Below are 23,554 nucleotides of genomic sequence, written 5' to 3'. Positions count from 1 at the left end.
ACCGAAGACTCCGGTCGATGGCATGGACCTGTGCCATGACCACCGCAAGCGAGGGGCTATGGCGTACGTCACACCCGTAGACGCCGAGTGGGGGTTCCGTGCCGTCCCGGCCGTCTTGGGCCGCCGAGCGCGGGTGACCGTCCCCCTCGACGAAAGGCAGTATTAGCGTCATGACGACTCTCCGTTCCCGGATCATCGCCTGGGCCGGCCGCATGTATCTGGCGAGAACGCGGAAGAAAGGCTTCGACCTGTCTCGAATGTCTTTCTTGCCCGAGTCCGTCCTGATGCCATTGCGGCGCGACGGCCTCAACCCGGTGGGCGATTTGGCGGCCGTCCGGGAGCGGGAGCCCGTCAGCAAGCTTCCCGTGCCGATAGCCGCCAACGTCTGGCTGGTGACCGGCTACGACGAGGTCAAGGCGGTGCTGGGAAAGGCCAATGCCTTCAGCTCCGACTTCACCAACCTCGTCGGCAAGGCCGGCGCCGGCGCCGAACAGAACCCCGGTGGACTCGGATTCGCCGACCCGCCCGTGCACACCCGTCTCCGCCGGCTGCTGACCCCCGAATTCACCATGCGGCGCCTCGGGCGGCTCACGCCCCGTATCCATGAGATCGTCGAGGAGCGCCTCGACGCGATGGAAAAGGCGGGAAAGAACGGCGACCCGGTCGACATCGTCCACTCATTCGCCCTTCCCATCCCCTCCCTCGTCATTTGCGAACTCCTCGGAGTTCCTTACGAGGACCGCGCCGACTTCGAACGCCTCAGCGCCGCCCGTTTCGACCTTTTCAGCGGAGCGAACGCGTCCTTCGGCGCCATATCTGAATCCCTTTCCTATTTCCGGGACATCGTCAAGAAGCAGCGCGAAAACCCGGGCGACGGCCTGCTCGGCATGATCGTGAAGGAACACGGCGACACGGTCAGCGACGAAGAACTGGCCGGCCTCGCCGACGGCGTCCTCACCGGCGGATTCGAAACCACCGCCAGCATGCTGGCCCTCGGCGCCCTGGTCCTCCTCCAGGACCCCAAGCACTTCGCCGCCCTCCATGACGGCGATGACGTCGTGGACGGCTACGTCGAAGAACTCCTCCGCTACTTGACCGTCGTACAGGTCGCCTTCCCGCGCTTCGCCCGCGAGGACCTGGAAATCGGCGGCGTCCAGATCGCCTCCGGAGATGTGGTGCTGTGCTCACTGAGCGGTGCGGACCGGGACGGCAAACTGGGCCCGGAAATGGAACAGTTCGACCCCACCCGCAACGTTCCCTCCCATCTCGCCTTCGGCTACGGAATTCACCGCTGCGTAGGCGCGGAACTGGCCCGCATGGAACTCCGCGCCGCCTACCCCGCCCTGGTACGCCGCTTCCCGAACATGCGCCTCGCCGCCACACCCGAGGACCTCGAATTCCGCAAACTCTCCATCGTCTACGGAATCGAATCCCTCCCGGTCCACCTGAACCCCTGACCCCACCCCATCCCCGCGCCCCCCACTGACCGGGCACTTGGCCGAGACGCCGGGTGCCCGGTTTTGCGGTGTCCGGACCGTGTCAAGCCGTCGTCCCGCCCGAATGTGGCGCACCGTCATTCCACGCAGGACCCAACTGACGTAAACCGCCCAGCGGTTCCGGCCGCGGCCCAGGAACTCCAGGGGAAACCCTCGAACGCGACAGAGGCGTGGTCCGGTACGCGCGCTGTGCGGAATCCACCAGCCGTCGTCCCCGCCGTCCCCGTCGCCCCCGAGTGCGCCGGACACGGTGCGTATCCGACCGCCTCACCACGGCTACGCGCGCTTCACCATCGAGGGCGCGCAGACATGAGGCGCGCAGACATGAAAAGACCCCGCCCAGCATCTCTGCGCTGGCGGGGTCTTCAGGCACCTCATTCAAGGTGCCCCCGGCAGGATTCGAACCTGCGCACACGGCTCCGGAGGCCGTTGCTCTATCCCCTGAGCTACGGGGGCGTTGCCGCCTGTGTTCTCGTGGCGACGGGTAGAACACTACCAGCTCTGATGGGGTGTTCATGAACAGGTTTCGTCGGGGGCATGTACGGGGGTGCCGCGGGGTGGCCGGGGCTCCTAGCGCATGTGAAGGCCCCGGTGCGTGACGCTCGGGGAAAGGTCCCTCGCACGGGGGCGGAAGTGGGGAAAACCGGGACGCAGTCGCAGGTGGGGTCCTAGTCTCATGGTGTGCCTGGCTTGTCCGGTCGGATCCTTGTTGTCGACGACAACAAGGTGATCCGCCAGTTGATCAGGGTCAATCTCGAGCTGGAGGGCTTCGAGGTCGTGACCGCGGCTGATGGTGCCGAATGTCTGGATGTCGTGCACCACGTGAGACCTGATGTCGTGACCCTTGATGTCGTGATGCCGCGGCTCAACGGTCTCCACACCGCGGCGCGATTGCGCTCCGATCCGCGGACGTGGGACATCCCGATCGCCATCGTCAGTGCGTGCACCCAGGGTGAGGTGGACAACGGCGAATCGGTGGGCGTGGACGCGTTTCTCGCGAAGCCTTTCGAGCCGGCCGAGCTGGTGCGGATCGTGGGGATGCTGGTGCGGGACGGGCGGCAGCGGCAACGGGAGCGTGGGCCCGAGGGTGGGGCCGATGACGAGGAGAGCGACGGGGGCGGGGGAGGGGCGGGGCGTGGTGCCACGTCCGATGGGGTCGCGGCTTCCGGCGGGGTCGGCATGGTGGATGCGGGCGGGGAATAGCCGGGAAGAGGTGACCGGGCGCCCCGGAGCGTGACGTGGAGTGTCCACAGGGCGAAACCGGGTCGCATGGGTACCCCGGGTCTCCCATACGCTTGTCCTGTGACCCCGGCTGAGCTCTCCCGTACCGTTCTGCGCTCCGTGCGTGGTGCGGTGGAGGAGCAGGAGCTCTCCGTGTCCGTGCCGGCGCGGATCGTGGTGCAGCCGCCGCCGCGGCCCGGGTGTGGGGATTACGCCTCCAATGTCGCGCTCCAGCTCGCCCGGCAGGCGGGGCGGCCGGCCCGGGAGGTCGCCGAGATTCTGCGGAAGCGGCTCAGCGGAAGCGCCGGGATCGCCCGGGTCGAGATCGCCGGGCCGGGGTTCTTGAACTTCACGTTGGGGGACGGGGCGCAGGCCGCGCTGGTGCGGGAGGTACTGGCGCGAGGGGAAAGCTATGGGGGAGCGGCTGCGGGGCAGGGTCCGGTGGCGGCCGGCCCGGTGGCCGGCGCGGCAGGTGACGCCCGTGCCGCCGTTGTCGCCGAGGCGCTGGCGCGGATCGATGCGGCGGCCGGGCTCGGTGGCCGTCGGGCCGGTGAACAGCCCGTGCTCGCGCCCGCTCGGGACGACCTCGCCACCCTCGTCGCCCGCCTCGGCGCCGACGAAGCGCGCTGGGTGTTGCTGCGGCCGGCCGCGCAGGATCCGGTGCGGGTGCCCGAGCGGCCCGTGCAGCGGGAGAGCAATCCGCGGTTCCGGGTGCAGTACGCGTATGCGCGGGCGCGGGCGCTCGGGCGTCACGCGCGGGAGCTGGGGTTCGGGAGTGAGCCGGGGGACGTGGGCGCTCCGGTTCGGGGGCAGGCCGCGGACGACGGCTCGTCGGACGGGGCCGGGTCCGCCGCGCAGGCCCTGAAGAGCTTTCACACCCTCCTCGCCACCTACCCCTCCGTCGTCGAGAGCGCCGCGCGGCTGCGGGCGCCGGACCGGGTGGTGCGGCATCTGGAGGCGACGGCGGACGCGTTCTTCCGGTGGCATGACGACTATCCGCCGCTGCCCGTCGGGGAGCAGAAACCCTTGGCCGTGCATCGCGCCCGGCTGGCCCTTGCCGAGGCCGGCCGGACGGTGCTCGCCAACGGCCTGCGACTGCTCGGCATCTCCGCTCCCGAACACCTCTGAACGATTTTGAGGGGATCTCCACTGTCATGAGCCGTTCCGCGCACCCCGCAGGACCCCGGCACGCCGATGTGCTGCCCGAGGGGCATTACGCCGGGCCGCCCGCCGATCTGAACACCCTCGACCCACAGGTCTGGTCCCGTACGGTCCAGCGCGACGCCGACGGCGTGGTCACCGTCGGCGGGCTGGATGTCGCCGCGCTCGCCGCGGAATTCGGCACCCCGGCGTATTTCCTGGACGAGGACGATTTCCGGGCGCGCTGCCGGGCCTGGAAGGACGCCTTCGGGCCGGGAGCCGATGTGTTCTACGCGGGGAAGGCATTTCTTTCCCGGGCCATCGTGCGGTGGCTGCACGAAGAAGGTCTGAATCTCGACGTCTGTTCCGGGGGCGAGCTGGCGACGGCGCTGGCGGCCGGAATGCCGGCCGAGCAGATCGCGCTGCACGGGAACAACAAGAGCACCGAGGAGATCACCCGGGCCGTCGAGGCGGGCGTCGGGCGGATCGTGCTCGACTCGTTCCAGGAAATGGTGCGGGTCGCCCATGTCGCGGAGCGGCTGGGCAAGCGGCAGCGGGTGCAGATCCGGGTCACGGTCGGTGTCGAGGCGCATACGCATGAATTCATCGCGACGGCGCACGAGGACCAGAAGTTCGGTATCGCGCTGGCCGGCGGGCAGGCGGCGGAGGCCGTGCGCCGGGCGCTCAAGCTGGACGGCCTGGAGCTCATCGGAATTCACAGCCATATCGGGTCGCAGATTTTCGATATGGCGGGATTCGAGGTCTCGGCCCGCCGGGTGGTGCAGCTGCTGACCGAGGTACGGGACGAGCACGGCATCGAGCTGCCCGAGATCGACCTGGGCGGCGGCCTCGGTATCGCGTACACCTCGGACGACGATCCGCGCGAGCCGCACGAGATCGCGACGGCGCTGGGCGACATCGTGCGCCGGGAGTGCGAGTCGGCGGGGCTGCGGATGCCGCGGCTGTCGGTCGAGCCGGGGCGCGCGATCGTGGGCCCGACGGCCTTCACGCTCTACGAGGTCGGCACGGTCAAGGAGCTGGAAGGGCTGCGGACGTATGTGTCCGTGGACGGCGGGATGTCGGACAACATCCGCACGGCGCTCTACGACGCGGAGTACAGCGTCGCGCTGGTGTCGCGCACCTCCGACGCCCAGCCGATGCTCTCGCGCGTGGTCGGCAAGCACTGTGAGAGTGGCGACATCGTCGTACGCGATGCCTTCCTGCCGGCGGATGTGGCGCCCGGGGATCTGCTCGCGGTGCCGGCGACCGGTGCGTACTGCCGTTCCATGGCGAGCAACTACAACCACTCGCTGCGGCCGCCGGTCGTAGCGGTGAAGGACGGTGCGGCCAGGGTGATCGTCCGGCGGGAGACGGAGGAAGATCTCCTGCGGTTGGATGTCGGGTAGGGCCGGATCGCCGGATCCCGACCCCGGGTGAAATAAATGTCTCGGCATCTGGACGACGGGCGGAAACTGCCGTCCGGTGCGTGAGACTTGTGCATGAGCAAGCTGGAATTCGCTGATCGATGAGAAGCAGAGGTCGAATGATGCGTACGCGTCCGCTGAAAGTGGCGCTCCTGGGCTGTGGTGTGGTCGGCTCAGAGGTGACGCGCATCATGACGACGCACGCCGACGACCTCGCCGCCCGTATCGGTGCGCCCGTGGAGCTCGCCGGGATCGCCGTCCGCCGCCCCGACAAGGTGCGCGAGGGCGTCCCGGCCGAGCTGGTCACCACCGATGCGACCGCGCTCGTCAAACGCGGCGACATCGACGTCGTGATCGAGGTCATCGGCGGGATCGAACCGGCCCGCACGCTGATCACCACCGCTTTCGAGCACGGCGCGAGCGTGGTCTCCGCCAACAAGGCGCTGGTCGCGGCGGACGGCGCGGCGTTGCACGCGGCGGCCGAGACCAATGGCGCGGACCTGTATTACGAGGCCGCCGTCGCCGGCGCGATCCCGCTGGTGCGGCCGCTGCGCGAGTCGCTGGCCGGGGACAAGGTCAATCGGGTGCTCGGCATCGTCAACGGCACCACCAACTTCATCCTCGACAAGATGGACTCCACCGGGGCCGGCTACAGCGAGGCCCTGGACGAGGCCACCGCGCTCGGCTACGCGGAGGCCGACCCGACCGCCGACGTCGAGGGCTTCGACGCCGCCGCCAAGGCCGCGATCCTGGCCGGTATCGCCTTCCACACCCGGGTGACCATCGACGATGTGCACCGCGAGGGCCTCACGGAGGTCACCGCGGCCGATATCGCCTCCGCCAAGCGGATGGGCTGCACGGTCAAGCTGCTGGCCATCTGCGAGCGGGCCGCGGACGGTGCGTCGGTGACCGCGCGGGTGCACCCCGCGATGATTCCGCTGACGCATCCGCTGGCCTCCGTCCGTGAGGCGTACAACGCCGTCTTCGTCGAGGCCGAGGCCGCCGGCCAGCTGATGTTCTACGGGCCCGGGGCGGGCGGCGCACCCACCGCCTCCGCGGTCCTCGGCGACCTCGTCGCGGTCTGCCGCAACAAGCTCGCCGGGGCCACCGGACCGGGCGAGTCCGCCTACACCCGGCTGCCCGTCAGCCCCATGGGCGCGGTCATCACGCGCTACCACATCAGCCTCGATGTGGCCGACAAGCCCGGCGTGCTCGCGCAGGTCGCGAACATCTTCGCCGAACACGGCGTATCGATCGATACGGTCCGTCAGCAGGGCAAGGACGGCGAGGCATCCCTCGTCATCGTCACCCACCGAGCGGCGGACGCGGCCCTGTCGTCGACCGTCGGGGCACTGCGCGAGCTGGACACCGTGCGCGGTGTCGCCAGCATCATGCGGGTCGAAGGGGAGTAAAGGAACCCATGTCTGCCAATTCCACCGCGAGCCGTCAGTGGCGCGGAATCATCGAGGAATACCGTGACCGGCTGCCGGTCAGCGACACGACCGAGGTCGTCACCCTCCGGGAGGGCGGCACCCCCCTCGTCCCGGCGCAGCTGCTCTCCGAGCGCACCGGCTGCGAGGTGCACCTCAAGGTCGAGGGTGCCAACCCCACCGGTTCCTTCAAGGACCGCGGCATGACGATGGCCATCACGCGGGCCAAGGAGGAGGGCGCCAAGGCGGTCATCTGCGCCTCCACCGGCAACACCTCCGCCTCGGCCGCGGCCTACGCGGTCCGCGCCGGCATGGTCTGCGCCGTCCTCGTCCCGCAGGGCAAGATCGCGCTCGGCAAGATGGGCCAGGCGCTGGTCCACGGCGCGAAGATCCTCCAGGTCGACGGAAATTTCGATGACTGTCTGACGCTGGCCCGGAGCCTCTCCGACAACTACCCCGTCGCACTTGTGAACTCCGTGAACCCGGTGCGCATCGAGGGCCAGAAGACCGCGGCCTTCGAAATCGTCGACATGCTCGGCGACGCCCCCGACATCCATGTGCTGCCCGTCGGCAACGCCGGCAACATCACGGCGTACTGGAGGGGCTACAAGGAGTACGCGGCCGACGGCATCGCCTCGCACACCCCGCGGATGTGGGGCTTCCAGGCATCCGGCAGCGCGCCGATCGTGCGCGGTGAGGTCGTCAAGGACCCCACCACCATCGCCACCGCGATCCGCATCGGCAACCCGGCCTCGTGGTCGTACGCCCAGCAGGCGCGGGACGAGTCCGGCGGCTTCATCGATGACGTGACCGACCGTCAAATCCTGGCCGCCTACCGCCTGTTGGCGGCGCGGGAGGGCGTCTTCGTGGAGCCCGCCTCGGCCGCGTCGGTGGCCGGTCTGCTCAAGGCCGCCGAGGAGGGCAAGGTCGACCCCGGCCAGCGCATCGTCTGCACGGTCACCGGCAACGGCCTCAAGGACCCGGACTGGGCGGTGGCCGGAGCGCCGCAGCCGGTCACGGTCCCGATCGACGCGGACGCCGCGGCCGAGCGCCTGGGCCTCGTCTAGGAACCGTCGGCCGTACGGGCGGTTGCGCGCGTACGGCACCCGGTGACGGGGCGGCTCGCGCCCCGTCACCCCCGCGCAGCAAATTGCGCAAAGGCTGCAAAGATCACCGAAGGCAGCGTCGGGGCACAGGAAGGCGCGCGACACGCATCGTGCGCCTCCTGTGCGCCCTATGTCGCGACAGAACCTTCCTTCGATAGGCTGGCAGCCAACTCCCCTCCCCACGGCATAACGCAGTGGTGTTCAGGGCAGGTCAGAACAGACCCCAGGAGCCGGCCGGGCACTTCGGTGCCGCGGCGCTCCGGGGCAGTACCGCAGCATCAATCAAGGAGAGTCATCGAGCGATGGCCGGTCCCGCGTTCCGCGCCGCCGCCGTCCGGGTGCGCACCCCCGCTACCAGCGCCAATCTCGGTCCCGGCTTCGATGCCCTGGGTCTTTCCCTGGGCCTGTACGACGATGTCGTGGTGCGCGTCGCCGACTCCGGACTGCACATCGACATCGCAGGTGAGGGCGCCGACACCCTCCCGCGCGACGAGAGCCATCTGCTCGTACGGTCGATGCGCGCCGCCTTCGAGCTGCTCGGCGGGCAGCCGCGCGGCCTGGAAATCGTCTGCGCCAACCGCATCCCGCACGGCCGCGGCCTGGGGTCTTCCTCGGCCGCGATCTGCGCGGGCATCGTCGCCGCCCGCGCCGTGACGATAGGCGGTGAACAGAAGCTCGACGACGCCGCGCTGCTGGAGCTCGCCACCGAGATCGAGGGCCACCCCGACAATGTCGCCGCCTGTCTGCTGGGCGGATTCACGCTCGCCTGGATGGACACCGGAACCGCGCACGCGATCCGGATGGATCCCGCTGATTCCATCGTTCCGGTGGTCTTCGTCCCCGGGAAGCCGGTGCTGACCGAGACCGCCCGTGGACTGCTGCCGCGTACCGTCCCTCATGTGGACGCCGCGGCCAACGCCGGCCGCGCCGCACTGCTCGTCGAGGCCCTGACCAGGCGCCCCGAGCTGCTGCTCGCCGCGACCGAGGACCGACTCCACCAGGAGTACCGCGCCCCCGCGATGCCGGAGAGCGTGGCCCTGGTGAACCGACTGCGTGCGGACGGCGTCCCCGCAGTCGTGTCCGGTGCGGGCCCCACGGTCCTCGCACTGGTCGAGGACGCGGCGGCCGACAAGGTCGCGGCACTGGCGGGAGAGGGGTGGGCGGCCAACCGGCTGACCCTCGATGCGGCGGGCGCCTGCGTCCTGCCGCTCGCCGGGTGATCACGCGGGTGATCAACGATTGCCGGTCTTGGAGAGGGGGAATGTTTGTTGGACCCGGTAGTGTTAACCTCAAGTCAGTACTCGTCGCCTGAGTGGCGCGGTGCTTCGTGTCCCCCATAGGGACCACTTTCTTCCGGGAGCCTCCCAAACTGCTCGGAGCAATGGCCTGAGCAGGAGTGAGCACGCTCCGGAATCGGCGTGACGACATGGCCCACTCTGCATCTCTTCACGCCGGCGCCATGAACTGATCTCTCCGCCACTTCCGGCGGGACCACCGCCCCGGCACCGGTCCACAAGACCAAGGACCCAGCCGGACAGCACAACCGGTCGCCGAGCCAGACAGGCCGACGCCCGCTCCAGGGAAGGACCCTTCGTGAGCGACACCACCGATCTGATGGGCGCGCGCACCGATGGCAGTGCCACCGCGCCCGCCACGGACGCTCCCGCCGCGCCTGCTACCACGCGGCGCCGCCGTTCCGGCACCGGCCTTGACGGCATGGTCCTGGCGGAGCTTCAGCAGGTCGCCTCCGGCCTCGGTATCAAGGGCACCGCGCGGATGCGCAAGAGCCAGCTGATCGAGGTCATCAAGGAGAAGCAGGCCGGAGGCTCGGGCTCCGCAGCCAAGGCCGACGCGCCTGCCGACACCGAGACCAAGCCCAAGCGCCGGACGACCTCCAAGGCCCGCACCGGCGACGACGGCGCGGAGCAGGCCGCCGGCAAGGCCGCCAAGTCCGCCAAGGGCGACAAGGCCGCGGACCAGGCCCAGCAGCAGATCGACATCCCCGGTCAGCCCGTCAGCGACGAGCAGCCGGCCGGCGAGCGCCGCCGGCGTCGCGCCACCTCCGCCGCGGGCAGCCCCGAGGCCGCCTCGGGCGACCTCAAGACCGACACCAAGGTCGAGGCGAAGACCGAGGTCAAGGCGGATGCCAAGACCGACACCGCGGTGTCCCCGCAGGAGACCGGCGAGGGCCGGCCCGGCAAGGGCGAGCGCCAGGACCGTGGCGACCGTCAGGACCGCGGCCAGAAGGGTGACCGTGGCGACCGCGGTGACCGTGGCCAGCGCCAGCGTGACCGCCGCAAGGGCGACGCCGGTGACGGCGGCGGCCAGGGCGGTCAGGGCGGTCAGCGCCAGCGGGACCGCGGCGACCGCCGTACCGATGACGACGACGACTTCGAGGGCGGCCGCCGGGGCCGTCGCGGCCGCTACCGCGACCGCCGGGGCCGTCGCGGCGGCCGTGAGGACTTCGGCAACGAGCCGCAGGTCTCCGAGGACGACGTGCTGATCCCGGTCGCGGGCATCCTCGACATCCTCGACAACTACGCGTTCATCCGGACCTCCGGCTACCTGCCCGGCCCGAACGACGTCTACGTCTCGCTCGCCCAGGTCCGTAAGAACGGTCTGCGCAAGGGTGACCACGTCACCGGCGCGGTCCGCCAGCCCAAGGACGGCGAGCGGCGCGAGAAGTTCAACGCGCTGGTCCGCCTCGACACGGTCAACAGCGTGGCGCCCGAACAGGGCCGCGGACGGCCGGAGTTCGGGAAGCTGACGCCCCTTTACCCGCAGGAGCGACTGCGCCTGGAGGGTGAGTCGGGCGGCCTGACGACCCGGATCATCGACCTGGTCACGCCGATCGGCAAGGGCCAGCGTGGTCTGATCGTGGCCCCGCCGAAGACCGGCAAGACCATGATCATGCAGGCGATCGCCAACTCGATCACCCGCAACAACCCCGAGTGCCACCTGATGGTCGTCCTCGTCGACGAGCGTCCGGAAGAGGTCACCGACATGCAGCGGTCGGTGAAGGGCGAGGTCATCTCCTCGACCTTCGACCGCCCGGCCGAGGACCACACCACCGTCGCCGAGCTGGCCATCGAGCGCGCCAAGCGCCTCGTCGAGCTGGGTCACGACGTGGTCGTCCTGCTGGACTCGATCACCCGTCTGGGCCGTGCGTACAACCTCGCCGCCCCGGCCTCGGGCCGCATCCTGTCCGGTGGTGTCGACTCGACCGCGCTCTACCCGCCGAAGCGCTTCTTCGGTGCGGCGCGCAACATCGAGGACGGCGGCTCGCTGACCATCCTGGCCACCGCGCTGGTCGAGACCGGCTCGCGGATGGACGAGGTGATCTTCGAGGAGTTCAAGGGCACCGGCAACCTGGAGCTCAAGCTCGACCGCAAGCTCTCGGACAAGCGCATCTTCCCGGCGGTGGACGTGGACGCGTCCAGCACCCGTAAGGAAGAGATCCTCATGGGCAGCGACGAGCTCGCCATCGTGTGGAAGCTGCGCCGGGTGCTGCACGCCCTGGACCAGCAGCAGGCCATCGAGCTGCTGCTGGACAAGATGAAGCAGACGAAGTCCAACGCGGAGTTCCTGCTCCAGATCCAGAAGACGACCCCGACCGCGGGCAACGGCAACGACTGACGCCCGCCGGGCGCGTCCTGGCGCCGTACACCGAGCCCTCCTCGCCCTCACGGGTGAGGGGGGCTCTGTGCTGGGCGGGGCCCGTACGGCACGGGCCGCGGCCGGTGCGCTGTGGCCCGAGCCGCGCCCCGGAGGCCGTGGCACGGGCGCGCTTGAGACCTTCCGCACAGATCCGTGCAAGCCGCACAGTTTCAGCCATGGCGGAAAAAGGGCCGAAAGCCCAGGTGGGGAAGGCGAAGGTCCCGGGGCCGTCCGCCCGGCCGCCGCGGATTTCTAAGAAATCGCTCATGACTCGCTGTGCAACCCTTCCCGTCGACCTCCCGTCTGACAAGGAGCAAAACGCCGTGGCAGTACTCCGCACGGCGGCGGCGAGGGGCAGCCGAGCGAACGAGGACTGAGGAGCAGATGGCGGACAGCAGCGGGACCGTGGAGACGGCCGAAAGCCGTGCCCGCGCCATACGTCCAACGGGACGTCGGCGCAAGGGGCCGACCCGGCGCCGCCGAGTAGTGACCATCACTGTGTGCGCGTTGACCAGTGTGGTGCTGCTCGGTGGTGCCGGACTCGGCTACGTCTACTTCAAGCTCAACGGCAATCTGAAGGGCGTCGACATCAACGCCGCCCTCGGACACGACCGGCCGAAGAATGTCGACGACGGCTCGATGGACATCCTCGTGATGGGCTCCGACTCCCGGGCCGGCAAGAACAACGAGTACGGCAGGGACGAGGGCGCCGCGCGTTCCGACACGGCGATGATCGTGCACGTCTACAAGGGCCGTAAGAAGGCCAGTGTGGTCAGCGTCCCCCGGGACACCATGATCAAGCGCCCCGACTGCTCCAAGGACGGCAAGGACGTCCCCGGCGCGAACCGGGCGATGTTCAACACCGCGTTCGAGGTCGGCGGCCCGGCCTGCGCCGTCAAGACCGTCGAATCGATCAGCGGCATCCGGATGGACCACTTCCTCGAAGTCGACTTCACCGGCTTCAAGAAGCTCATCGACGCGCTGGGCGGGGTGGAGATCACCACCAGCAAGGCGATCGACGACAACAGCAGCCATCTGCATCTCAAGCCCGGCACCCACACGCTGGACGGTGAGCACGCCCTGGGCCTCGTACGGACCCGGCACGGCGTCCCCGGCGGCGACGGCAGCGACCTCGGCCGCATCCAGCTCCAGCAGACCTTCATCAAGGCCCTGATGAAGCAGGTCAAGAACGTCGGGGTGCTCACCAACCCCACCAAGCTCTACGACATCGCCGACACGGCCACCAAGGCCATCACCACCGACACCGACCTCAACTCGGTGACTGAACTGACCGGCCTGGCCAAGAGCCTGGGCAACATCGGTACCGAGAACATCGACATGATGACGCTGCCGGTGGCCTACGACCCCCAGGACCCCGACCGGGTGCTGCCGCTGGCCAAGCAGAGCCGCCAGGTCTGGGACGCGCTCCGGCAGGACAAGGAGATCCCCAAGTCCGCGGTCAAGGGCTCGGCCGGTGACAAGGGCGGCACGGACAACTACGTGAAGTAGCCGGCGCCCCGCCGGTTCCGGGCTCCGACGGCCCCGGAACCGGCAGGGGAATAGTTGCGGCCGCACCCCGGTTTTGGGAGATACGGCTAGTCCTGGCAGACTGGACCGTCGGCCCCGGTTCACGTGACGCAACCCGCGACACGACCCGGTGCACTCCCGAACCTAGGAGAATCCCTTGAAGCGCGACATCCACCCGGAGTACGTCGAGACCCAGGTCAGCTGCACCTGTGGCGCGTCCTTCACCACCCGTAGCACGGTCGCCAGCGGCACGGTCCGCGCCGACATCTGCTCCGAGTGCCACCCGTTCTACACCGGCAAGCAGAAGATCATGGACACGGGCGGCCGCGTGGCCCGCTTCGAGGCCCGCTTCGGCAAGGCCGCCGCTGCCAAGAAGTAGCGACCCTCAAGGCGCCGGTCTCCGGTCGCCCCTGCTCAGGGGTGACCGGACCGGCGTTTTGTCGTCCTGGCCCTTGGCTCCCGTACGGGGGTCCCGGGGCCCGCGGCGCAGCACCCCCGACGGGCCGGCGCCCCGGTACTCCGGTCATCACAGCAGCCAGTAGAGGAACTCCACGATGTTCGAGGCGGTCGAAGAACTGGTCGGCGAGCACGCCGATCTCGAAAAGCGGCTGGCCGACCCCGCGGTCCACGCCGACCAGCGCGAGGCCATGCGGCTCAACAAGCGCTATGCCGAGCTGACCCCGATCATCGCGACGTACCGCGACTGGAAGCAGACCGGCGAGGACATGGAGACCGCGCGCGAACTCAGCCAGGACGACCCGGACTTCGCCGACGAGGTCAAGGAGCTCGACGTCCGGCGCGAGGAGCTGACCGAGAAGCTGCGGCTGCTGCTCGTCCCGCGCGACCCCAGCGACGACAAGGACGTCATCCTCGAGGTCAAGGCCGGTGAGGGCGGCGAGGAGTCCGCGCTGTTCGCCGGCGACCTGCTGCGGATGTATCTGCGCTACGCCGAGCGGGCCGGCTGGAAGACCGAGATCCTGGAGGCCAACGAGTCCGACCTCGGCGGCTACAAGGACGTCCAGGTCGCCGTGAAGACCAAGGGCGGGAACGGTGCCACCGAGCCCGGTCAGGGCGTCTGGGCGCGGCTGAAGTACGAGGGCGGGGTGCACCGCGTCCAGCGGGTGCCCGCCACCGAGTCGCAGGGCCGCATCCACACCTCCGCCGCCGGCGTGCTGGTCACGCCCGAGGCCGAGGAGGTCGAGGTCGAGATCGGCCCCAACGACCTGCGGATCGACGTCTACCGCTCCTCCGGCCCCGGCGGCCAGTCGGTCAACACCACCGACTCCGCGGTGCGCATCACGCACCTGCCCACCGGCATCGTCGTCTCCTGCCAGAACGAGAAGAGCCAGCTCCAGAACAAGGAGCAGGCCCTGCGCATCCTGCGCTCCCGGCTGCTGGCCGCCGCCCAGGAAGAGGCCGAGCGGGAGGCGTCGGACGCCCGGCGCAGCCAGGTCCGCACGGTCGACCGCTCCGAGCGCATCCGGACGTACAACTTCCCGGAAAACCGCATCTCGGACCACCGGGTCGGCTTCAAGGCGTACAACTTGGACCAGGTCCTCGACGGCGAGCTCGACCCGGTCATCCAGGCGTGTGTCGACGCCGACTCGGCCGCCAAGCTCGCCGCCGCCCAGTAAGCCCGTACAACCCGGCCCCCGCCGGCCCCGGCCGCTCGACGGCGAACCCGCACCATGAAGACGCAGCGCACTAGGAGGAAGGCCCCGTGAACCTTCTGCTCGCCGAGGTGGCCCAGGCCACCCAGCGGCTGGCCGACGCCGGTGTGCCCTCGCCGCGCTTCGACGCCGAGGAACTCGCCGCGTTCGTGCACGGCGTCAAACGGGGGGAGCTGCACCACGTCAAGGACGCGGACTTCGACGCCCGCTACTGGGAGGCCGTCGCCCGCCGCGAGGCCCGTGAGCCGCTCCAGCACATCACCGGACGGGCGTTCTTCCGCTACCTCGAACTCGCCGTCGGGCCGGGGGTGTTCGTGCCCCGCCCGGAGACCGAATCGGTGGTCGGCTGGGCGATAGACGCGGTCCGGGCCATGGACGTCGTCGAACCGCTGATCGTCGACCTGTGCACCGGCTCGGGGGCGATCGCCCTCGCCCTGGCGCAGGAGGTGCCCCGCTCGCGGGTGCACGCCGTCGAGCTGTCCGAGGAAGCCCTTGACTACGCCCGTAAGAACGTCGAGGGGTCCCGCGTCGTTCTCCATCACGGCGACGCGCTGACCGCGCTTCCCGAACTGGACGGGCAGGTCGACCTGGTCGTCTCCAACCCGCCGTACATCCCGCTGACCGAGTGGGAGTACGTCGCACCCGAGGCCCGCGACCATGACCCCGAGCTCGCGCTGTTCTCGGGCCAGGACGGCCTGGACACCATCCGGGGCATCGAGCGGACCGCACACCGCCTGCTGCGCCCCGGCGGCGTGGTCGTCATCGAGCATGCCGACACCCAGGGCGGACAGGTGCCGTGGATCTTCACCGAGGAGCGGGGCTGGGCCGACGCGGCCGATCACCCGGACCTCAACAACAGGCCCCGTTTCGCCACCGCCCGCCGGGCGACGCCATGACGTGGCCCGCTTCGGCGCCTGATGCAGCCGATGCATCCGAAGTATTCGTTTCGCACGAGGAGGTCCCGTAATGGCACGGCGATACGACTGTAGCGACGCGACCGACCGCACCACCGGTCTGCGCGAGGCCGCCTCGGCCGTCCGCCGCGGTGAGCTGGTCGTGCTGCCGACCGACACCGTCTACGGCATCGGCGCGGACGCCTTCAGCGCCGAGGCCGTCGGCGACCTGCTGGAGGCCAAGGGCCGCGGCCGCGGTATGCCCTCCCCGGTCCTCGTCGGGTCCCCCAACACCCTGCACGGCCTGGTCACCGACTTCTCCGAGCAGGCATGGGAGCTGGTCGACGCCTTCTGGCCCGGTGCGCTCACCCTCGTCGCCAAGCACCAGCCGTCGCTGACCTGGGACCTGGGCGAGACCCGCGGCACGGTCGCCGTACGGATGCCGCTGCACCCCGTCGCGATCGAGCTGCTCACCGACTTCGGCCCGATGGCCGTCTCCAGCGCCAACCTCACCGGCCACCCGTCCCCGCAGGACTGCGACGCCGCACAGGAAATGCTGGGCGACTCGGTCTCCGTCTACCTGGACGGCGGCCCGACGCCCGCCGCCGTACCGTCCTCGATCGTCGATGTCACCGGCAAGACCCCGGTGCTGCTGCGCGAGGGCGCGATCAGCGCGGAAGAGCTGCGCAAGGTGGTACCCGAGCTCGAGGTGGCCAATTGATGGCGCCCCTGGGGCGTGGCATAGCGGGACCGGGCGGCGACACCCCTGTACCCCCTTCCCCTTTTCGGATTCTCCACGTCAGCACCGGCAACGTCTGCCGCTCGCCGATCACCGAGCGGCTGCACCGCCATGCCCTGGAACTGCGGCTCGGTGCGGACCGCAGTGGTGGGCTGCTCGTGGAGAGCGCCGGCACCTGGGGCCACGAAGGCGCCCCGATGGAGACGCACGCCGCCACGGTGCTCACCGACTACGGCGCCGACCCGGCCGGCTTCCTCGGCCGTGAACTGCTCGACGAGCACGTCATCCGCGCCGACCTCGTGCTCACCGCCACCCGCGACCACCGCGCCCAGGTCATCTCGATGGGCCATTCGGCGGGGCTGCGCACCTTCACCCTGAAGGAGTTCAACCGGCTGGTGCGGGCCATAGACCCGGCCACGCTGCCCGAGCCCGATCCGGACCTGCCGGACGGCGGGCTGGTCGAGCGCGCCCGTGCGCTGGTCGGCGCCGCCGCGGCGCTGCGCGGCTGGCTGCTGGCGCCCAACCCGGAGTCCGACGAGGTCTACGACCCCTACGGCGCCCCCATCACCTTCTTCCGCTCCATCGGCGACGAGATCAACCAGGCGCTCGACCCGGTCGTCACCGCCCTCACGGGGCTCCCGGCGCGCGCCTAGCCCCCGCGGGCCCCGGCGCGCGCTGTCCCGCCGGACAGGCCCCCGGAGCCCGTGCCGAGCGGTCCGGGCCCCGTGGTGGCGTCCGGGCCCCCGAGCGGCCCGCACACCGCGCCCGATCGCCCTGCCGCGCCTACATTGGGACTACGTCCCCGTACGAGGCCCGGAGCAAGCGATGCCTGCCACCACCGCGTCACCCCGTAGCGAGACCCCGGACACCCGTTCCCAGGCCACCGCGCCCGCTGCCGGCGCCGGTCCGGCCGAGACCGTCGAGGACCGGGCGCGGGCCGCCCGTGAGGCCGGGACCCGGCCGGCCGGCTCCCCGGACTTCGCCGCCCTGCTGCGCCAGGACCCGGAGATCGCCGGTGTACTGCTCGGGGAGAGCGCCCGGCAGAGCGAGGGACTTCAGCTGATCGCCGCGGAGAACTTCACCTCGCCGGCCGTCCTCGCCGCCCTCGGGTCCCCACTGGGCAACAAATACGCCGAGGGCTATCCAGGGGCCCGGCACCACGGCGGCTGCGAGATCGTCGACCTCGCGGAGCGGATCGCGGTGGAGCGCGCCAAGGCCCTGTTCGGCGCCGAACACGCCAACGTCCAGGCCCACTCCGGGTCTTCGGCCGTTCTGGCCGCCTACGCCGCCCTGCTGCGCCCCGGAGACACCGTCCTTGCCATGTCCCTCCCGCACGGCGGACACCTCACCCACGGATCACCGGCCAACTTCTCCGGCCGCTGGTTCGACTTCGTCGGTTACGGCGTCGACGAGGAGACCGGCCTGCTCGACTACGACGCGATCCGCGAGCTGGCCCGCGCCCACCGGCCCAAGGCCATCGTCTGTGGCTCGATCTCCTATCCCCGGCACCTCGACTACGCCGCCTTCCGTGACATCGCCGACGAGACCGGCGCCTACCTGATCGCGGATGTCGCGCACCCCCTGGGGCTGATCGCCGGGGGAGTGGCACCCAGCCCCGTCCCGTACGCCCATGTGGTGTGCGGAACCACACACAAGGTGCTGCGCGGGCCGCGCGGCGGGCTGATCCTGTGCGGCACGAAGCTGGCCGAACGGATCGACCGCGCGGTGTTCCCCTTCACCCAAGGGGGCGCGCAGATGAACGCCGTCGCCGCCAAGGCCGTGGCCTTCGCGGAGGCCGCCACGCCCGCCTTCGGCGCGTACGCCCGTCAGGTCACGGCCAATGCCCGCGCGCTCGCCGAGGCGCTCGCCGGACACGGCCTGACGATCACCACCGGCGGTACCGACACCCATCTGATCACCGCCGACACCGCCCCGCTGGGCCTGGACGCGCGCACCGCCCGGGGCCGGCTGGCGGCCGCGGGTATCGTGCTGGACACCTGCGCGCTGCCGTGCGCCGAGTCCCCCGACGTTCTCGCGGCGCGCCGGACCGGCATCCGGCTGGGCACCGCCGCGGTGACGACCCAGGGCATGGGCGAGGCCGAGATGAAGGCGGTCGCCGAGCTGATCGTGGCGGCGCTGGAGGAGGACGGCGCGGTCCGCTCCCGCACCGTCGCTTTGGTCCGCGGCTTTCCGCCTTATCCCGATCGCGGATGACGGCGGGAACCAGCCGCTGACGCCCGGCGTCTATTCCTGTATTCACGGCCAGGGGGCGGACACGCATAGGGTGTGTGGCTGTGATGGCCAGCTATACCAATGGGGCAGCCCGTGCGTGAATACCTGCTGACGCTGTGCGTCACGGCCGCGGTGACCTACCTGCTGACCGGCCCGGTGCGGAAATTCGCCATCGCGGCCGGTGCGATGCCGGAGATCCGCGCGCGTGATGTGCACCGCGAGCCGACGCCACGACTCGGCGGCATCGCGATGTTCGGCGGGCTCTGCGCCGGTCTGCTGGTCGCCTCGCACCTGACCAACCTCAAGACCGTCTTCGAGAACTCCAACGAGCCCCGGGCGCTGCTCTCCGGTGCCGCGCTGATCTGGATCCTCGGCGTCCTGGACGACAAGTGGGGCGTGGACGCGCTGGTCAAGCTCGGCGGCCAGATGATCGCCGCGGGCGTGATGGTCCTCCAGGGCCTGACGATCCTCTGGATCCCGATCCCCGGTGTCGGCACGGTCTCCCTCACCCCGATGCAGGGCACGCTGCTGACCGTCGCCCTCGTGGTGATCACCATCAACGCGGTGAACTTCGTGGACGGCCTGGACGGTCTCGCCTCCGGCATGGTGTGCATCGCCGCCGCGGCGTTCTTCATGTACGCGTACCGGATGTGGTTCGGCTACGGCATCGAGGCGGCCGCGCCCGCAACGCTGTTCTCGGTCGTTCTCATGGGCATGTGCCTGGGCTTCCTGCCGCACAACATGCATCCGGCGCGGATCTTCATGGGCGACTCGGGATCGATGCTGATCGGCCTGGTCATGGCCGCGGGCGCGGTCTCGGTGACCGGCCAGGTCGACCCGGACCTGCTCAACGTCAAGGCGGGCGGTCTGCGTGAGGCGACCCACGCGATGGTGCCGGTCTACATCCCGCTGCTGCTGCCGCTGACGATCATCGCGGTGCCGGTCGCCGACCTGATCCTGGCGATCGTGCGGCGTACGTGGAAGGGCCAGTCGCCGTTCGCCGCCGACCGCGGCCATCTGCACCACCGGCTGCTGGAGATCGGGCACTCGCACAGCCGGGCCGTGCTGATCATGTACTTCTGGTCGGCGCTGATCGCCTTCGGCGCGGTCGCCTACTCCGCGAACAACGCCAGCATGTGGATCGTGCTGGGCATCGTGCTGCTGAGCGCGGTGGGTCTGGTGCTGCTTCTGCTGCCGCGCTTCACGCCGCGGGCGCCGCTCTGGGCGGAGTGGATGGTGCCGCCGCGCTACCGCCGGCTCGCCCCCGCCACGGCGCCGGCCGCTTCGATGGACGCGACCGGCGTGGCCATGGACGAGGACAGCGCCGCCGGGCCGGAGGAGGAGCGGGAGCCGGTCCCGGCGGGCCTCCACGGTGCCACCGCGATCGGGGACCGCTCACGCTTCGTGGGCCGCCGGAAGGCGGACAGTCACCGCTGATCCAGAGGTTCGATCGCCCGAACGTGCCTCAAGAATCGGGACGGTTGACTCCATACCAGACAAAAGTCGGCCCGTCAGTGCACCAACGCGCACGTTCACGCTCAGGTGTGACAGGGTCCACACGAACCAGGTAAAGACCTCATCAAATAGTTTGTGATACCGTTCACGAAACCCGGCGACAGAGCCGAAGGGCCGTAGTGCGACTGCCCTTGGGCCGCAGGTTCCGCCTCAGGCCGGGTCTACGCTCGTCCATGACGACACACCCCACATCTTTTGCCGGAGCGCCGCCATGCAGTCGAATGACGCCCGACTACTCCTTCACGCCGTTGTGCCCACCCTCGCCATCGGCGCTGTCGCCGTTGCCGTGAGCGGCGCGGTCGCAGGCGTGACGGGAGCGCTCGGCGCCGTCATCGGCACCGTGCTGGTGCTGCTCGTGATGGGGGCCGGCCTCGTCGTCCTGCAAAAGACCGCGAAGAATCACCCGCAGCTGTTCCAGATGATGGGCCTGCTGCTGTACACCGTGCAGATCCTGTTCGTGGCGGTCTTCCTGATCGCGTTCAAGGACACCACGCTCTTCGACACCAAGGCTTTTGCGTTCACCTTGCTCGGCGCCACCCTCGTGTGGATCGCGGCACAGACCCGCGGTCATATGAAGGCGAAGATTCTGTACGTGGAACCCGACTCCGCCGGGACGAAGAAGGCGGAGACGGCGGGGTCGCCGACGTGACACGTAGGGCCGAGATAAATGCCCTCTTGCGGGCCTGCTATCGTCCGGTTCCAACTGCGGCACAGTTGGCGCAGGCGGCTGAGCTCCCGGGTTCCACTCGATGGAACGGGCAGTTCTCGCGGCCGATGCCTGTGATGTGGCCGGGCCCAGCGCCCGCCAGCCGCCCCCAAATCCGTAAGACCAGTCCAGTGCCGCTCCGTGGCTCAACGCCGCGCCGACACAACGAGGTTGCCGTACCCATGCGCCACGCTGAAGGAGCTCGCGGTGAGTGCTGAAACGATGCTCGCCTTCGAGACCGACTGCCACATCTTTTCCGGGTGCGGCTTCCCTGCTCCCGGGCTTCATTCGTTCGTCTTCCAGCCGCTGTTCACCATCAACGGCTTCGAGTTCAACAAGGTCATGCTGCTGGCACTGCTCAGCACCGTCGTGGTCGTGTGGTTCTTCTGGGCGGCGTTCGGCAAAGCCAAGGTGGTCCCGGGCAAGCTGCAGATGATCGGCGAAGCGGGCTATGACTTCGTCCGCCGCGGGATCGTCTATGACGCCCTCGGGAAGAAGGAGGGCGAGAAGTACGTCCCCTTCATGGTCTCGCTGTTCTTCTTCGTCTGGATCATGAACCTCTGGTCGATCATCCCGATCGCCCAGTTCCCGGTGACGTCGATCATCGCCTTCCCGGCCGGTCTCGCCGCGATCGTCTACATCACGTGGGTCACCCTGACCTTCAAGAGGCACGGGTTCGTCGGCGCGCTGAAGAACTTCAGCGGCTACGACAAGTCGCTCGGTGCGGTCCTGCCGATGCTGATCGTCATCGAGCTCCTCTCGAACCTGATCATCCGGCCGTTCACGCACGCGGTCCGGCTCTTCGCGAACATGTTCGCCGGTCACCTCCTGCTGCTGATGTTCACGATCGCCACCTGGTACCTGCTGAACGGCTTCGGTGTGGTCTACGCCGGCGCCTCGTTCATCATGACCATCCTGCTGACCGCGTTCGAGCTGTTCATCCAGGCCGTGCAGGCGTACGTCTTCGTGCTCCTGACCGCGAACTACCTCCAGGGCGCGCTCGCCGAGCACCACTGAGCCCCCGCTTTCCCAACCCCGATAGACGCCCGGTGGCCAACCCCCACCGGTCCGTGAAAGAGAAGGAAGTAACGGCATGTCCGCTGCTCTCGAGACTGTCAACCTCGCCGCCGGCGTCACCGGCAACCTCGGCTCGATCGGTTACGGCCTCGCCGCGATCGGCCCCGGCGTCGGCGTCGGCATCATCTTCGGTAACGGCACCCAGGCCCTGGCCCGCCAGCCCGAGGCTGCCGGCCTGATCCGCACCAACCAGATCATGGGTTTCGCCTTCTGTGAGGCGCTCGCCCTGATCGGCATCGTCATGGGCTTCCTCTTCAAGGCCTGACGGACTGCTGCAATCACCGACAGACGGAAGGCACTGATGTGAACGCCCTGGTGAACATGGCGGCGGAGGTTCCCGAGAACCCCCTGATCCCGCCGATTCCAGAGCTGGTCATCGGCCTGGTCGCTTTCTTCATCGTCTTCGGCTTCCTGGCCAAGAAGCTCCTCCCGAACATCAACAAGGTTCTGGACGAGCGTCGGTCGCTCATCGAAGGCCGCATGGACGACGCCGAGGCGGCTCAGGCCGAGGCCCAGCAGGTGCTCTCGGACTACCGCGCACAGCTGGCCGACGCCCGCCACGAGGCCGCGCGTCTGCGCCAGGAGGCGCAGGAGCAGGGCGCGACGCTCATCGCTGAGATGCGCGCCGAGGGCCAGCGGCAGCGTGAGGAGATCATCGCTGCCGGTCACGCCCAGATCGAGGCGGACCGGAAGCAGGCCGCGCAGGCGCTGCGCCAGGACGTGGGCAAGCTCGCCGTCGACCTGGCCGGCAAGCTCGTCGGGGAGTCCCTCGAGGACCACGCCCGGCAGAGCCGGACCATCGACCGCTTCCTCGACGACGTCGAGGCCAAGGCGGCGTCGGACGCGACGAAGGCTGAGGCCGGACGATGAACGGAGCGAGCCGCGAGGCACTCGCCTCCGCACGTGAGCAGTTCAACGCGCTGGCGGACAACACCTCCGTCGACGCCGCGAAGCTCGCCGAGGAGCTGGCTGCCGTCACCGCTCTGCTCGACCGCGAGGTGTCGCTGCGTCGGGTCCTGACCGACCCGGCGCAGGCCGCCGAGGCGCGCGCCGAACTGGCCGGACGACTGCTGGGCACCCAGGTGGGCGGCCCGACCGTCGACCTGGTGTCCGGTATGGTCCGCGCCCGCTGGTCGGGCTCGCGTGACCTGACCGACGCGCTCGAGGAGCTGTCCTACAGCGCCGACCTGGTCGCCGCGCAGCGGGCCGGCCAGCTCGACGACGTCGAGGACGAGCTCTTCCGGTTCGGCCGGATCGTCAGCTCCAACAGCGAGCTGCGCGGTGCGCTGACCGACCGGAACGCGACGGTCGCGGCCAAGACGGAGCTGCTGAATGCGCTGCTGGGCGGCCGGGCCAACCCGGTCACCGAGCGCATCGTGATCCGTCTTGTCGTACAGCCGCGGGGCCGTAGCCTGGAAGCGGGGCTCGACGCCCTCTCCAAGCTGGCGGCGAGCCGCCGGGACCGGATGGTCGCGGTGGTCACCTCCGCGGTGCCCCTCAGTGAAGGGCAGCGGCAGCGCCTGGGCGCCTCCCTGGCGCAGCTGTACGGACGGCAGGTCCACCTGAACCTCGACGTGGACCCCGAGGTCCTCGGCGGAGTCCAGGTCCGGATCGGCGACGAGGTCATCAACGGGACCATCGCGGAGCGCCTCGACGAGGCGGGCCGGCGGATGGCCGGCTGACCCAGCCACCAACTCAAGAGCTGCACAACCGGCGGCCAG

The 23,554-nt window shown here is 69.7% G+C and carries 21 protein-coding genes and 1 tRNA gene; 21 read left to right on the top strand and 1 reads right to left on the bottom strand.

What is annotated here, in order from left to right; translation table 11 throughout:
* The first annotated feature begins 170 nt into the window (after positions 1-170).
* Entirely contained in the window at positions 171-1,457 is a 1,287-nt protein-coding gene (locus tag ACFWJW_RS22570) for a cytochrome P450 (RefSeq protein ID WP_387244156.1), read from the top strand.
* Positions 1,458-1,880: 423 nt separating this feature from the next.
* On the opposite strand, the gene ACFWJW_RS22565 is transcribed toward ACFWJW_RS22570, so the two are convergent.
* A tRNA-Arg gene (locus ACFWJW_RS22565) sits at positions 1,881-1,952 on the bottom strand.
* 234 nt (positions 1,953-2,186) lie between these two features.
* Here ACFWJW_RS22565 and ACFWJW_RS22560 point away from each other — a divergent pair.
* The 20 genes from ACFWJW_RS22560 (at position 2,187) to ACFWJW_RS22465 (ending at position 23,515) form a co-directional block, all read left to right on the top strand.
* Entirely contained in the window at positions 2,187-2,699 is a 513-nt protein-coding gene (locus tag ACFWJW_RS22560) for a PleD family two-component system response regulator (protein WP_387244281.1), read from the top strand.
* A gap of 99 nt (positions 2,700-2,798) precedes the next feature.
* On the top strand, positions 2,799-3,845 hold the full coding sequence (gene nrtL / locus ACFWJW_RS22555) for an ArgS-related anticodon-binding protein NrtL (protein ID WP_387244153.1): 1,047 nt from the start codon (positions 2,799-2,801) through the stop codon (positions 3,843-3,845).
* A gap of 26 nt (positions 3,846-3,871) precedes the next feature.
* Positions 3,872-5,263, top strand: a complete 1,392-nt coding sequence (lysA, locus tag ACFWJW_RS22550; RefSeq protein ID WP_387244150.1) for a diaminopimelate decarboxylase — start codon at positions 3,872-3,874, stop codon at positions 5,261-5,263.
* Positions 5,264-5,400: 137 nt separating this feature from the next.
* Positions 5,401-6,693, top strand: coding sequence for a homoserine dehydrogenase (locus ACFWJW_RS22545; protein WP_387244147.1), 1,293 nt, complete (start codon positions 5,401-5,403; stop codon positions 6,691-6,693).
* Positions 6,694-6,701: 8 nt separating this feature from the next.
* The gene (gene thrC, locus ACFWJW_RS22540) at positions 6,702-7,778 is read left to right on the top strand and encodes a threonine synthase (protein WP_042148722.1); all 1,077 of its coding nucleotides are present in this window, start codon (positions 6,702-6,704) and stop codon (positions 7,776-7,778) included.
* Positions 7,779-8,119: 341 nt separating this feature from the next.
* On the top strand, positions 8,120-9,037 hold the full coding sequence (thrB, locus tag ACFWJW_RS22535; protein ID WP_387244144.1) for a homoserine kinase: 918 nt from the start codon (positions 8,120-8,122) through the stop codon (positions 9,035-9,037).
* A 373-nt stretch (positions 9,038-9,410) separates the two neighbouring features.
* A complete protein-coding gene (rho, locus tag ACFWJW_RS22530) occupies positions 9,411-11,453 on the top strand; it encodes a transcription termination factor Rho (RefSeq protein ID WP_387244142.1) in 2,043 nt (680 codons plus the stop codon).
* Positions 11,454-11,858: 405 nt separating this feature from the next.
* Positions 11,859-12,983, top strand: a complete 1,125-nt coding sequence (locus tag ACFWJW_RS22525; RefSeq protein WP_387244139.1) for an LCP family protein — start codon at positions 11,859-11,861, stop codon at positions 12,981-12,983.
* A 175-nt stretch (positions 12,984-13,158) separates the two neighbouring features.
* Positions 13,159-13,380, top strand: a complete 222-nt coding sequence (gene rpmE / locus ACFWJW_RS22520; protein WP_042148733.1) for a 50S ribosomal protein L31 — start codon at positions 13,159-13,161, stop codon at positions 13,378-13,380.
* A 175-nt stretch (positions 13,381-13,555) separates the two neighbouring features.
* Positions 13,556-14,635: a peptide chain release factor 1 gene (gene prfA / locus ACFWJW_RS22515; RefSeq protein ID WP_387244135.1), complete on the top strand. Its 1,080-nt coding sequence runs from the start codon at positions 13,556-13,558 to the stop codon at positions 14,633-14,635.
* Positions 14,636-14,721: 86 nt separating this feature from the next.
* Entirely contained in the window at positions 14,722-15,567 is an 846-nt protein-coding gene (prmC, locus tag ACFWJW_RS22510) for a peptide chain release factor N(5)-glutamine methyltransferase (RefSeq protein WP_042148741.1), read from the top strand.
* A gap of 70 nt (positions 15,568-15,637) precedes the next feature.
* Complete coding sequence (locus tag ACFWJW_RS22505; protein WP_387244132.1) at positions 15,638-16,285, top strand: L-threonylcarbamoyladenylate synthase; 648 nt, start codon at positions 15,638-15,640, stop codon at positions 16,283-16,285.
* Positions 16,282-16,956, top strand: coding sequence for a protein-tyrosine-phosphatase (locus ACFWJW_RS22500; RefSeq protein WP_387244129.1), 675 nt, complete (start codon positions 16,282-16,284; stop codon positions 16,954-16,956). The genes ACFWJW_RS22505 and ACFWJW_RS22500 overlap by 4 nt, the downstream gene beginning before the upstream one ends.
* Positions 16,957-17,128: 172 nt before the next feature.
* A complete protein-coding gene (gene glyA / locus ACFWJW_RS22495; RefSeq protein ID WP_387244126.1) occupies positions 17,129-18,517 on the top strand; it encodes a serine hydroxymethyltransferase in 1,389 nt (462 codons plus the stop codon).
* Between the two features lie 99 nt (positions 18,518-18,616).
* Positions 18,617-19,972, top strand: a complete 1,356-nt coding sequence (locus ACFWJW_RS22490; RefSeq protein ID WP_387244123.1) for an MraY family glycosyltransferase — start codon at positions 18,617-18,619, stop codon at positions 19,970-19,972.
* Between the two features lie 289 nt (positions 19,973-20,261).
* Positions 20,262-20,699 carry a hypothetical protein gene (locus tag ACFWJW_RS22485; RefSeq protein WP_387244120.1) on the top strand — a complete coding sequence of 146 codons (438 nt, stop codon included), beginning with the start codon at positions 20,262-20,264 and terminating at the stop codon, positions 20,697-20,699.
* Between the two features lie 279 nt (positions 20,700-20,978).
* A complete protein-coding gene (gene atpB / locus ACFWJW_RS22480; RefSeq protein WP_042148749.1) occupies positions 20,979-21,773 on the top strand; it encodes a F0F1 ATP synthase subunit A in 795 nt (264 codons plus the stop codon).
* Positions 21,774-21,849: 76 nt separating this feature from the next.
* Complete coding sequence (atpE, locus tag ACFWJW_RS22475) at positions 21,850-22,098, top strand: ATP synthase F0 subunit C (protein WP_018087389.1); 249 nt, start codon at positions 21,850-21,852, stop codon at positions 22,096-22,098.
* Between the two features lie 38 nt (positions 22,099-22,136).
* The gene (locus ACFWJW_RS22470; RefSeq protein ID WP_387244116.1) at positions 22,137-22,703 is read left to right on the top strand and encodes a F0F1 ATP synthase subunit B; all 567 of its coding nucleotides are present in this window, start codon (positions 22,137-22,139) and stop codon (positions 22,701-22,703) included.
* Positions 22,700-23,515, top strand: coding sequence for a F0F1 ATP synthase subunit delta (locus tag ACFWJW_RS22465; RefSeq protein WP_387244113.1), 816 nt, complete (start codon positions 22,700-22,702; stop codon positions 23,513-23,515). Before ACFWJW_RS22470 ends, ACFWJW_RS22465 begins: the two co-directional genes overlap by 4 nt.
* Positions 23,516-23,554: the final 39 nt, after the last annotated feature.

The organism is Streptomyces sp. NPDC127097 (assembly GCF_042724075.1).
Taxonomy (GTDB): Bacteria; Actinomycetota; Actinomycetes; order Streptomycetales; family Streptomycetaceae; genus Streptomyces.
Note: the sequence above shows the minus strand (reverse complement) of the source record. Positions and strands in the feature narration are given on the sequence as shown.